The sequence below is a fragment of the Stenotrophomonas africana genome, assembly GCF_013004645.1.
GTDB lineage: Bacteria > Pseudomonadota > Gammaproteobacteria > Xanthomonadales > Xanthomonadaceae > Stenotrophomonas > Stenotrophomonas africana.
In genome coordinates this window covers 123270-135508 of sequence record NZ_JABEME010000008.1, presented here as the reverse complement: position 1 = coordinate 135508, position 12239 = coordinate 123270, and the positions used below count along the sequence as shown (strand labels likewise).

Here is a 12239-nt window from a genome sequence, read left to right as displayed (position 1 = left end):
ACCGTGGAGTCGTTCCCCCACCGCTGGAGTCGCCCCATGTCCGCCGTCGCTTCCGCTGTTCCCACCCCCGCCGCCAAGGCTACCCCCGGTATCGCCCTGGCGACCCGCGTGGCTGGCCAGGACACCCTGCTGCCGGCGCCGCTGCTGGCTCTGCTGGTGTCGCTGCACCGCGCGGTGGAACCGGGCCGGCAGGCGCGGCTGCAGGCCCGTCGCGAGCGTCAGGCGTTCTTCGACCAGGGCGGCCTGCCGGACTTCCGCGAAGACACCGCCGCCATCCGCAGCGGCGACTGGCGCGTTGCGCCGCTGCCGGCCGCGCTGCAGGACCGCCGCGTCGAGATCACCGGCCCGACCGACCCGAAGATGGTCATCAACGCGCTGAACTCCGGCGCCAAGGTGTTCATGGCCGACTTCGAGGATTCGACCTCGCCGACCTGGCGCAACCTGCTGGCCGGCCAGCAGTCGCTGGCGGCGGCGGTGCGCGGTGATCTGGAATTCACCGCTGCAAATGGCAAGCACTACACCCTGCGCCCGTACGACGAACAGGCGGTGCTGATCGTGCGCCCGCGTGGCTGGCACCTGGACGAGAAGCACGTGCGCATCGATGGTCAGTTCATCGCCGGCGGCCTGTTCGATGCGGCGGTGTTCGCCTTCCACAACGCCCGCACCCTGCAGGCCAAGGACCGTGGCCCGTACTTCTACCTGCCCAAGCTGCAGAGCATGGAAGAGGCTGCGCTGTGGGAGAACGCGCTGTCGCACATCGAAGGCATGCTCGGCCTGCCGCACGGCCAGATCAAGGTGACCGTGCTGATCGAAACGCTGCCGGCGGTGTTCGAGATGGACGAGATCCTGCACGCGCTGCGTGACCGCATCGTCGGCCTGAACTGCGGGCGCTGGGATTACATCTTCTCGTACCTGAAGACCTTCCGCCGCCATGCCGATCGCGTGCTGCCCGAACGCGGCCAGGTGACCATGACCCAGCCGTTCCTGAAGGCCTATTCGGAACTGCTGATCCAGACCTGCCACCGCCGCGGGGCGCATGCGATGGGCGGCATGGCCGCGCAGATTCCGATCAACAACGATGCCGCCGCCAACGAACAGGCGATGGCCCGGGTGCGCGCCGACAAGCTGCGCGAAGTCACCGCCGGCCATGACGGCACCTGGGTTGCGCACCCGGCGCTGATTCCGGTGGCGATGGCGATCTTCGATGAACACATGCCTGGTGCGAACCAGCACAGCGTGCTGCGCCAGGATGTGCGCGTCGGCCGCGACGAACTGATCGCGCGGCCGACGGGCACCATCACCCGCGCCGGCTTCGAGGGCAACGTGGAAGTCTGCGTGCGCTATCTGGCGGCGTGGCTGGATGGCAACGGCTGCGTGCCGATCCATCACCTGATGGAGGACGCGGCCACCGCCGAGATCAGCCGCAGCCAGCTGTGGCAGTGGTTGCATACGCCGGGCCAGCAGCTGGACGATGGCACTGCGATCGATCTGGCGCTGCTGGATTCCACCCTGGCACAGCTGCCAGCGCGCCTGGGCGACGCCAGCGCACTGCCCGGTGGTGCACGCATCGGCGAGGCCATCACCCTGCTCGGCGAACTGAGCCGCAGCGAAGAACTGACCGATTTCCTGACCCTGCCGGCCTACGCGCGCATCGACTGACCGACTGCCCGCAAACCCGCCGTTTCCCTCCCCGCTGCACGCACGAACCGAACTGGAGAAAGACATGAGCAAGCTGCCCACTGCCGAACAGATCCAGCACGACTGGGATACCAACCCGCGTTGGGAAGGCATCCAGCGCAACTACAGCGCCGCCGACGTGGTGCGCCTGCGCGGCACCGTCCACATCGAGCATTCACTGGCCCGCCTGGGTGCGGAGAAGCTGTGGGCGTCACTGCATGAGCGCGAGTTCGTCAACGCGCTGGGTGCACTGACCGGCAACCAGGCCATGCAGCAGGTCAAGGCCGGCCTGAAGGCGATCTACCTGTCCGGTTGGCAGGTGGCGGCCGACGCCAACCTGGCCGGGCAGATGTATCCGGACCAGTCGCTGTACCCGGCCGATTCGGTGCCGGCAGTGGTCAAGCGCATCAACAACACGCTGCTGCGCGCCGACCAGCTGCACCACGCCGAAGGCAAGGATGACATCGACTTCCTGCAGCCGATCGTGGCCGATGCCGAGGCCGGCTTCGGCGGCGTGCTCAACGCGTTCGAACTGATGAAGGCGATGATCGAAGCCGGCGCTGCCGGCGTGCACTTCGAAGACCAGCTGGCCTCGGTGAAGAAGTGCGGGCACATGGGCGGCAAGGTGCTGGTGCCGACCCGCGAGGCGATCGAGAAGCTCAACGCCGCGCGTCTGGCTGCCGACGTGCTGGGCGTGCCGACCCTGCTGGTGGCGCGCACCGATGCCGAAGCCGCGGATCTGCTGACCAGCGACATCGACGGCAACGACAAGCCGTTCGCCACCGGCGAGCGCACCGTCGAGGGCTTCTACAAGACCCGCAATGGCCTGGACCAGGCGATCAGCCGTGGCCTGGCCTATGCACCGTATGCCGACCTGGTGTGGTGCGAGACCGGCAAGCCGGATCTGGAATTCGCACGCAGGTTCGCCGAGGCAATCCATGCGAAGTTCCCGGGCAAGCTGCTGGCCTACAACTGCTCGCCCAGCTTCAACTGGAAGAAGAACCTGGATGACGCCACCATTGCGAAGTTCCAGCGTGAGCTGGGCAGCTACGGCTACAAGTTCCAGTTCATCACCCTGGCCGGCTTCCATGCGCTGAACTACGGCATGTTCAATCTGGCCCACGGCTACGCACGCCGCCAGATGAGCGCGTTCGTGGAACTGCAGGAAGCCGAGTTCGAAGCGGCCGAGCGTGGCTTCACCGCGGTCAAGCACCAGCGTGAGGTCGGTACCGGCTACTTCGACGCGGTGACCCAGGCGATCCAGCAGGGCCAGTCGTCGACCACCGCGCTGACCGGCTCCACCGAGGAAGAACAGTTCCATGGCGGGCGCAGCGAACGCGCTGCGTGATGCGGTAGTGCCGGCCTCTGGCCGGCACTCACGTGATCCTGCGGGCACTGCAGGGAAACCGGCCAGCGGCCGGCTCTACCGAAGCGCCGCAATCCGATCAGGGTGGCCAGGGAAGGGCCAGACAACGCCGGCCGGTCGGGGGACCTGCCGGCGTTGTTGTATCGATGCAAAGGCGCGGCCAGCAGGCAGCGTCAATCAGGCGCACCCCTGTCCGCGGCAACTTGGCCAGAATCCTGTGAAAACCGCCATCGGATTGATCCAGCAGCATTTTTGCCCGGACACCCGTGACCAGAACGGCCACCACGCATCTTCACATCAGGCAAGATCGTTTGGGCATTAAAAATGAGATAGGACGCACACTTTAAACCGGTGCTATGCTCCGCGGCTCACCAGGGGACGCTGGCGGCGGGTGCAGGGAATGACCGGCAGGGGTGCGGCCGAGAACAGTGATGTGACGTCAGGTATCGCCCGGGTGGCGATGGCCGAGATCGTGCACGCGCTGCTTTCCGCTGCCGAGGTTGCATTGTTTGCCAGATTCGCCCGCCCATGCAAGCTTCATGCCGGACAGTGGTTGTTCCAGCGTGGCCATCGCGGCGAACGGATGTATGTGATCCTCGAAGGCCAGATCGAACTGGATTTCGGCGAGGACCTGGTGATCAAGACGCTCGGCCAGCATGAGTTCTTCGGCGAGCTTGGCCTGCTGGTCGGCGATCACCTGCGCAGCGCCAGCGCGCGCGCGCTGGTCGACTGCGAAGTACTGGAGCTGGGCCCGGCCGATTTCCATCGCCTGGTGGAATCCGATCCCGGCCTGGTCGCCTACTTCCTGCGCCGCACGATCATGCGCGTGCTGACCAACGAGCAGGCCCTGATCAGCCAGCTGCGCCGGCGCAACCATGATCTGGAAACCGCGCTGGACAATCTGTACATCACCACCCATCAACTGACCCACACCCGTGAGCTGGTGCGTACCGATGAACTGACCGGGCTGCACAACCGCCGTGGCCTGACCCTGTACCTGCAGGAATGCCGCGCCGATGGCGGCGGGTTGCCGCAGGCACTGCTGCTGATCGACTGCGATCGCTTCAAGCAGATCAATGATCGCCACGGCCACCAGGCTGGTGATCGCGTGCTGCAGAGCATGGGCAACATCCTGCGCTCGATGGCCGGTGAGCAGGACCTGGCGTGCCGCCTCGGCGGCGATGAGTTCTGCCTGATCCTGCGCCGTGGCAACCATGAGATCGTGCAGCACGCGGCCGAGTTCATCCTCAGCGCGGTACATGGCCTGCTCGAACGCAGTCATGGCACGCCGCATGTCAGCCTGGTCAGCATCGGTGCCAGCCTGTTGGCACCCGAGGCCGGCTGGAGCGAGTGGTACGCCAGCGCAGATCGCGCGCTGTACCAGGCCAAGCGCGATGGCGGCAACTGCCTGCGCTGGGTGGATGATCCGGACGACCAATAGGGAGATGCAGGCGATGAATGGCGACAACGGAACGTCAGCCCCGCATAGCCCACAGCTACGCGCCCTGCTGTTCACTGATCTGTGTGATTCGTTGCAGCTGGTCGAGCGCATCGGCGACATGGCGGCGGCGAGCCTGTTCCAGGAACACGACCGCCTGGTGCTGGTGCTGCAGCACCGCTGGAATGGCCAGCTGATCGATCGCTCCGACGGCCTGTTCATGCTGTTCGAGCGCGCCATCGATGCATTGGGCTTCGCCTTGGACTACCAGCGCGAACTGCATGCGCTTGGCCAGCAACGTGCGATTGAACTGCGTGCGCGTGCCGGCCTGCATGTGGGTGACGTGCTGACCTGGGAAAACAGTGCCGAGGCGGTTCGCGTTGGCGCCAAGTCGATGGAAGTGGAAGGTCTGGCCAAGCCGATGGCGGCGCGCCTGATGACGCTGGCCCGCCCCGGCCAGATCCTGTTGTCCGCCGTTGCCGAATCACTGACCCACCGCGCCGCCGATGCGTTGGGTGAGCGCGGCACGCGCCTGCTGTGGAAGTCGCACGGACGCTGGCGCTTCAAGGGCGTGCCGGTGGTGCAGGAAGTGATCGAAGTAGGCGAGATCGGCTCCGCACCGCTGCGCATGCCGCGGGCCAATGCCAAGGCGCGCCGCGACCTGCCACTGTGGCGGCAGCCGTGGGTGCTGGCCGCTGAAGGCCTGGTGCTGACGGTGGCGGTGCTGGGCGGCTGGCTGCTGCTGCGCCCGGAACCGGCGATTGCGTTTGCCGAGCGCGACTGGGTGGTGCTGGGGGACGTCGACAATCTCACCGGTGATCCGATCTTCGACGACTCGATGCGGCACGCGATCCGGATCGCGCTGGAGCAGTCGCGCTACGTGAACGTGCTGTCCGAGGGCAAGATCCGCGAGAGCCTGGAAATGGCGCGGCTCTCGGGCGATACCCGGCTGAACCGGGATACCGCCGTCGACGTGGCGGTGCGTGAAGGCGCCCGCGCCGTGCTGTTGCCGACCGTGCGGCAGAAGATCGGTGGCTACGAGCTGGCCATCGACGTCGCAGCGCCGGGCAGCGGCCAGGTGATCCAGACGTTCACCGCCACCGCGGATCGATCCGATCAGATGGTGTTCGCGGTGGACGATGTGGTCGGACGCCTGCGACGTGGCCTGGGTGAGTCGGTGGCGAGCCTGGAACAGTCGTTGCCGCTGCCACGGGCATCGACCCAGGACCTGCGCGCACTGCGTGCGTTTGCCCTGGCCGAAAGCGCACTGGGCCAGCGTCGCTTCGAGGAAGCACGCAACCTCTACCAGGCGGCGATCGATATCGATCCTGGTTTCGCCCTGGCCTACATGGGCGTGGCCAAACTGCTGGCCCGCACCGCGCAGGTTGCGGAGGCGCGTGACGCGCTGGAGCACGCGCTGGCCCAGCAGCAGCGCCTGCCCGCGCGTGAGCGCCTGTACCTGAAGGGTTGGCAGGTCGAACTGGAACCCGGTGGCTGGCCGCTGGAACAGTGGCGAGCACTGGCCAAGATCTATCCGGATTCGTTTGCGGGGCTGTCCAACACTTCCTGGGGGCTGCTGCAGGACAATCGCTTCACCGAGTCCGAGCCCTATGCGCGCGCCGCGATGGTGCCCCAGGACCCGCTGCGGCTGTATCCGATGATCCATCTGGCGCGGGCACAGTTGGGCCTCGGCCAGCCGCAGCAGGCAATGCGCACCTTGCATCAGGCACAGATGCTGCGCGGCAATGACGAGGCCGACGATCTGGATGTGGACGTGCTGGTTGCGCAGGGCCTCGACGCACAGGCGCAGCAGCTGTTGATGCGGTTGCCGCGGGGGGACGACCTGCAGCAGCGCATGCGTCTGCGGGCCCACCTGCTGGTGGCTGCGGAGCAGCGTGATTGCAGCGGCCTGCATGCCGCGATTGCTGCGGATGGTCCGCCGCCGGACCTGATCGACTACCAGATCCATCAACGCCTGCAACACGCCACCGTGACCACGCTGTGCACGGCCGGCGATGCGAAGGAGCTTGAATCCATCGCCGCCGTGCTGCGGCCGCTGCTGCGGAAGGACGACGACTCCGCCGTGGGCAGCCGCAGTCTGCAGCTGCTGGCCCTGACCTATCTGGCCCAGCGCCAGGGCCAGCATGCGCTGGCCGCAGAGTGGCTGCGCGACCATGGCGAACTGCTGGAGCGGCAGCGCAGCCCTGTGGTGGCCAAATGGCGCCGGGTCGTGCTGGCGATGGCCGAACTGGCGCAACAGCGTCCGCAAGCGGCACGCCATCTGCTCGAGCCCACGTTTGATGGCAGCGAACCGGTGCAGGCCCATGTTGTGCTGCTGCAGGCACTGCGTGCCGAGCAGGACGCTGCCGGTGTGCGCCGCGAGCAGGCCTGGCTGGCCCGGCACCACGGTCAGGCCATTGCCGAGGTGGCGTCCATGCAGATCTGGCAGCCCCTCAATGTGCACGACATCGCCACGGAGGCGGTGTCGGTGCGGGTGTCGCGCTGATGCGGACTCAGGCGTTGACGCGCTCGTCGATCCGGTCGGCTTCGAAGCAGAACACCACCGTCATCGAGGCAGTCGAGGTACTCAGGTACGCATGCAGCGAATCGCGGGTGCGGCGCAGCTCCTCGACCGAAGCCAGGGTGCCGATCTTCATGCAGTCGTTCTCGCCAACGGCACCGTCCAGCCCGATCGAGGCCAGGGCCTTGCCCGGCGATGCGGTGAAGTGGTTGCGGAAGTCGTCGTTGCCGATGAGGTGGTCCAGCAGGGTGCTGGCGTCTTCGGCGGAAAGGCGGGGATGGGTGCTCATGGGGATCGTCCGTAGGTTGAGTTTCTCGTATCGGCCGCCACGGCCTGCCATTGAGGGCGGTGGCGTGCCTGTCGCTAAAGTTGGCCGCGCCGCGGTCGTTGCTGCTATGCCGGTTGTGCGGCAGGAGGAAGGAAACCCATGCGCCTGCGCCGCTGCGCCAGCCTGATGTTCGAGCCCCGCGAGTCGGTCACCCTGGACCTGCGCGCGATGCTGGCCGGCCACGCCGAGATGGACAGCCAGATCAGCTGGGTGGCCTTGGCCGCCCACCTGGACCAACCCCTGCCGGTGGACGCCGAGGAGCGCCAGTTGCTGGGCGAGCTCAGCGCGCATCGCTGGAGCGAACCGCCGGCCGGCACCTCTCCGGCGATGCTGGCGCGCCTGGTCGAGCAGGGGCTGCTGCTGACCGACCCGCCGGATGAGGTCGGGCACCAGATGCGTGATGAGGCATTGCGGCGCAGTCAATGGTGGCCGTTGGCTGCACTGGCTCATCGCCATGCGCGCTGGCAGGCCGTGGACAGCGTGGAGGACATGCGCCGGCAGGGTCTGGATACCGCTGCCGGCCTGCGCCAGCGGCTGGGACCGCCGCCGCCGGTGGTGCAGCCGATGCAGGGCGACTACCAGCCGTTGCCGCGCAGCGAAGAGGCCGCGTTCGACGCGCTGCTGGCGCAGCGCACGACCTGCCGCAATTTCGACCCGCAGCGTGCGCTGCCATTGCCGCTGCTGGCCCAGGTGCTGCAGCGCACGCTGATGGCCCACGCGGTGCAGAAGGTCGAGCGTGATACCGAGTTCCTGAAGAAGAACGTGCCCTCCGGTGGCGGCCTGCATCCCACCGAAGGTTTCCTGCTGGTACAGAACGTGGAAGGGCTGGTACCGGGGCTGTACCACTACCACCCCGTGCAGCACGCGGTACTGCCGTTGCCTTCGCCGCCGGCTGATGCATTGCCCGCGCTGGCACGGCGGATGCTGTCCGGTCAGGAGTGGTTCGCCGATGCACCGGCGCTGCTGGTGCTCGCACCGCGGTACGACCGCTGCTTCTGGAAGTACCGCAACCACGCCAAGGCATATCGTGCGGTGACGCTGGATGTCGGCCACATCTCGCAGCTGCTGTACCTGTGCGCGACCGAGCGTGGCCTGGCGGCATTTGTCACCGCAGCCATCAACGATGCTGATGTCGATCGCGCCTTCGGTTTCGACGGCATCGGACAGAGTGCGATGGCCATCTGCGGCCTGGGCTGGCGCAGTGCCACGCTGGACACGGCCGAATTCGATCCCGCTGGCCGGGTGGTGGCGGGCGACGACCGCTGAGCGGTCGCCGCCCCGGCGTTCACGCCGCTTCGAAGTCCACCAGCACCGCACCATCACCCACCTGGTCGCCGGCCTTGGCGCGGTAACCCTTCACCGTGCCGTCCGCCGGTGCCTGCAGCGTGTGCTCCATCTTCATCGCTTCCAACACCACCAGCGGCGTGCCGCGCTTGACCTCGGTGCCGGCCGCGACCAGTGTCGCGACGATCTTGCCCGGCATCGGCGCCAGCAGGCTGCCGGCATCGGCCACGGCGTGGTCCGATTCGCCCACCGGATCATGCAGGGTGAAGCGGTGCTGGCCATCGGCGCCGAACAGATACAGCTGATCGCCTTCGCGCAGCTGCTGCAGTGACCAGCGACGGCCATCCAACTGCACTGACAAGCGCTGCGCATCGGCCGTGCCGGTCACCTGCACCGGTGCGGCGTCATCGCGCTGCACGCGCCAGCCATCGGCCTGTGCCCACACTCTCAGCGTGTGCTTGCGTTCGCCCTGCTGCAGCGGCAGCACGCGCGGTGCCGATGCGCCAAGGCGCCAGCCGTCCTGGGCCTGCCACGGCGAATGCGGGTCGCGCGCGTCGGTGCTGGCACCGGCAGTGCTTACAACCGCGGCCACGGCGGCCAGCTGCCACAAGGCATCATCCGTGTCGCCCACTGCACTCAATGCCGCCTGTTCGCGTTCGATCAGCGCGGTATCCAGCTTGGCGTGCGCGAACGAATCGGTGTTCACCAGCCGGCGCAGGAAGCCGGCATTGGTGGTCACGCCCACCACCTGGCAGTCAGCCAGGGCCTGGCTCATGCGGCGCAGTGCGGCGTCGCGGTCCACGTCCCAGACGATCAGCTTGGCAATCATCGGATCGTAGTACGGCGTGATGCTGTCGCCTTCCTCCACGCCGGTATCCACGCGCACATGGGCCGACGGCGTGGGCAGGCGCAGGCGGCGCAGGGTGCCGGTGGACGGCAGGAAGCCGCGGTCGGCATCTTCGGCGTACAGGCGGGCCTCGATGGCATGACCATGAATCGCCAGCTCTTCCTGGCGCAGCGGCAGCGGCTGGCCCGAGGCCACGCGCAGCTGCCACTCCACCAGATCGGTACCGGTGATGTACTCGGTCACGGGGTGTTCGACCTGCAGGCGGGTGTTCATTTCCATGAAGTAGAAATCGCCGTCCGGGCCGGCGATGAATTCCACCGTGCCGGCACCGACGTAGCCCACCGCACGCGCGGCATCGACCGCGGCCTTGCCCATCGCAGCACGACGTTCCGCACTCATGCCCGGCGCCGGCGCTTCTTCCAGCACCTTCTGGTGGCGGCGCTGCACCGAGCAGTCGCGCTCGAACAGGTAGACCGCCTCACCGTGGCTGTCGCCAAATACCTGGATCTCGATATGGCGCGGGCGCTCGACGTACTTCTCGACCAGCACGTGGTCATTGCCGAACGCCGAGGCCGCTTCGCGCTGGCAGCTGGCCAGTGCGTCGACGAAATCCTCGCTGCGCTCGACCTTGCGCATGCCCTTGCCACCGCCGCCGGCACTGGCCTTGATCAGCACCGGGTAGCCGATGCCATCGGCCTGCGCGCGCAGGAAGTCCGGTGCCTGCTGGTCGCCGTGGTAGCCCGGGGTCAGCGGCACACCGGCCTTGGCCATCAGCGCCTTGGCCGCGCTCTTGTCGCCCATCGCGCGGATGGCGCTGGCCGGCGGCCCGATGAAGGTGATGCCGGCTGCAGCGCAGGCATCGGCGAAGTCGGCATTCTCGGACAGGAAGCCGTAACCGGGGTGGATCGCCTGCGCGCCGGTCAGGCGTGCGGCATCGAGCAGGGCATCGCCGCGCAGGTAGCTCTCACGCGCGGCAGCCGGGCCGATGTGGATGGCTTGGTCGGCCAGGCGCACGTGGCGTGCGTTGCGGTCGGCATCGGAATACACCGCCACGGTGGCGATGCCGAGGCGGCGGCAGGTGGCGATGACGCGGCAGGCGATTTCGCCGCGGTTGGCGATCAGGACTTTGGTGAACATGGCAACAGGCTCGGTCATGGCACGGTTACATGCGGAACACGCCGAAGCGCGTCTGCTGCGGGGCGGCGTTGAGGCTGGCCGACAGCGCCAGGGCCAGCACCCGGCGGGTGTCGGCCGGATCGATCACGCCGTCGTCCCACAGGCGTGCGCTGGCGTAGTACGGGTGGCCCTGCTGCTCGAACTGCTCGCGGATGGGCGCCTTGAAGGCGTCTTCTTCCGCTGCCGGCCACTGGCCGCCCTTGGCCTCGATGCCATCGCGCTTGACCGTGGCGAGCACGCTGGCGGCCTGCTCGCCACCCATCACGCCGATGCGCGCGTTCGGCCACATCCACAGGAAGTTGGGCGAATAGGCGCGGCCGCACATGCCGTAATTGCCGGCACCGAACGAGCCGCCGATCACCACGGTGAACTTGGGCACCTTGCCACAGGCCACGGCCATCACCAGCTTGGCGCCGTCCTTTGCGATGCCGCCCTGTTCGTACTTGCGGCCGACCATGAAGCCGGTGATGTTCTGCAGGAATACCAGCGGGATGTTGCGCTGGGTGCACAGCTCGATGAAGTGCGCGCCCTTCAGTGCCGACTCGGAGAACAGGATGCCGTTGTTGGCGATGATGCCGATCGGGTAGCCGTTCAGATGCGCGAAGCCGGTCACCAGCGTTGCGCCGTAGCGCGGCTTGAACTCATCGAAGCGCGAGCCATCGACCAGCCGCGCGATCACTTCGCGCACGTCGTAGGGCTTGCGCGTATCGGCGGGGATCACCCCGTACAACTCATGCGCCGGCAGCAGCGGTTCTTCGGAAGGCTGCACCGCCATCGCCGGCTCCGGCTTGCGCCAGTTCAACTGCGCGATGATCGCGCGCACCCGTGCCAGTGCCTGCAGATCGTTGTCGGCCATATGGTCGGCAACGCCGGAGATGCGGGTGTGCACATCGGCGCCGCCCAGCTCCTCGGCCGTCACCACTTCACCGGTGGCCGCCTTCACCAGCGGCGGGCCGCCGAGGAAGATCGTGCCCTGCTCGCGCACGATCACCGTCTCGTCGCTCATCGCCGGCACGTAGGCGCCACCAGCGGTGCAGCTGCCCATCACGCAGGCGATCTGCGGAATGCCCTGCGCCGACAGGTTGGCCTGGTTGTAGAAGATGCGGCCGAAATGGTCGCGGTCGGGGAAGACTTCGTCCTGCAGCGGCAGGAACGCGCCGCCGGAATCGACCAGGTAGATGCACGGCAGGTGGTTCTGCTCGGCAATCTCCTGCGCGCGCAGGTGCTTCTTCACCGTCATCGGGTAGTAGGTGCCGCCCTTGACCGTGGCGTCGTTGGCTACGATCACGCATTCCACGCCGCTGACGCGGCCGATGCCGGCCACCACGCCCGCGGCAGGCACGGCGTCTTCGTACATGCCATGCGCGGCCAACGGCGCGATTTCCAGAAAGGCGCTGCCGGGGTCGAGCAGGGCGTCGATGCGGTCGCGCACCAGCAGCTTGCCGCGCGCGGTGTGCTTGGCGCGTGCCGCCTCGTTGCCGCCCAGTGCAGTGCGGGCAAGCGTGGCGTGCAGGTCATCAACCACGGCCTGCATGGCCGCGCGGTTGCTTTCAAACGTTTCGCTGCCCGGTTGCAGCTGGCTGTTCAGGACGGTCATCGCGG

At 67.4% G+C, this 12239-nt stretch carries 8 protein-coding genes; 5 read left to right on the top strand and 3 right to left on the bottom strand.

Translation table 11 applies throughout. From position 1 onward, the window contains the following. Positions 1-36 precede the first annotated feature (36 nt). The 4 genes from aceB (at position 37) to HLA98_RS14910 (ending at position 6987) form a co-directional block, all read left to right on the top strand. The gene (gene aceB, locus HLA98_RS14925; protein ID WP_057500058.1) at positions 37-1659 is read left to right on the top strand and encodes a malate synthase A; all 1623 of its coding nucleotides are present in this window, start codon (positions 37-39) and stop codon (positions 1657-1659) included. Between the two features lie 64 nt (positions 1660-1723). After that, entirely contained in the window at positions 1724-3025 is a 1302-nt protein-coding gene (gene aceA / locus HLA98_RS14920) for an isocitrate lyase (protein ID WP_014035583.1), read from the top strand. A gap of 418 nt (positions 3026-3443) precedes the next feature. Beyond that, on the top strand, positions 3444-4484 hold the full coding sequence (locus tag HLA98_RS14915) for a GGDEF domain-containing protein (protein WP_049448791.1): 1041 nt from the start codon (positions 3444-3446) through the stop codon (positions 4482-4484). A gap of 4 nt (positions 4485-4488) precedes the next feature. Then, positions 4489-6987, top strand: coding sequence for a putative peptide modification system cyclase (locus HLA98_RS14910; RefSeq protein WP_057500057.1), 2499 nt, complete (start codon positions 4489-4491; stop codon positions 6985-6987). A 7-nt stretch (positions 6988-6994) separates the two neighbouring features. On the opposite strand, the gene HLA98_RS14905 is transcribed toward HLA98_RS14910, so the two are convergent. Further along, on the bottom strand, positions 6995-7291 hold the full coding sequence (locus HLA98_RS14905) for an NHLP-related RiPP peptide (protein ID WP_049448795.1): 297 nt from the start codon (positions 7289-7291) through the stop codon (positions 6995-6997). Between the two features lie 138 nt (positions 7292-7429). Between HLA98_RS14905 and HLA98_RS14900 the strand changes: the two genes are divergently transcribed. Continuing rightward, complete coding sequence (locus tag HLA98_RS14900; protein ID WP_049448796.1) at positions 7430-8596, top strand: putative peptide maturation dehydrogenase; 1167 nt, start codon at positions 7430-7432, stop codon at positions 8594-8596. Positions 8597-8615: 19 nt separating this feature from the next. Here the strand turns inward: HLA98_RS14900 and HLA98_RS14895 are convergent, their stop codons facing one another. Together HLA98_RS14895 and HLA98_RS14890 are read right to left on the bottom strand one after the other, a co-directional pair. Next, positions 8616-10616, bottom strand: a complete 2001-nt coding sequence (locus tag HLA98_RS14895; protein ID WP_375516125.1) for an acetyl-CoA carboxylase biotin carboxylase subunit — start codon at positions 10614-10616, stop codon at positions 8616-8618. 7 nt (positions 10617-10623) lie between these two features. Then, entirely contained in the window at positions 10624-12234 is a 1611-nt protein-coding gene (locus tag HLA98_RS14890) for a carboxyl transferase domain-containing protein (protein ID WP_057500056.1), read from the bottom strand. Positions 12235-12239: the final 5 nt, after the last annotated feature.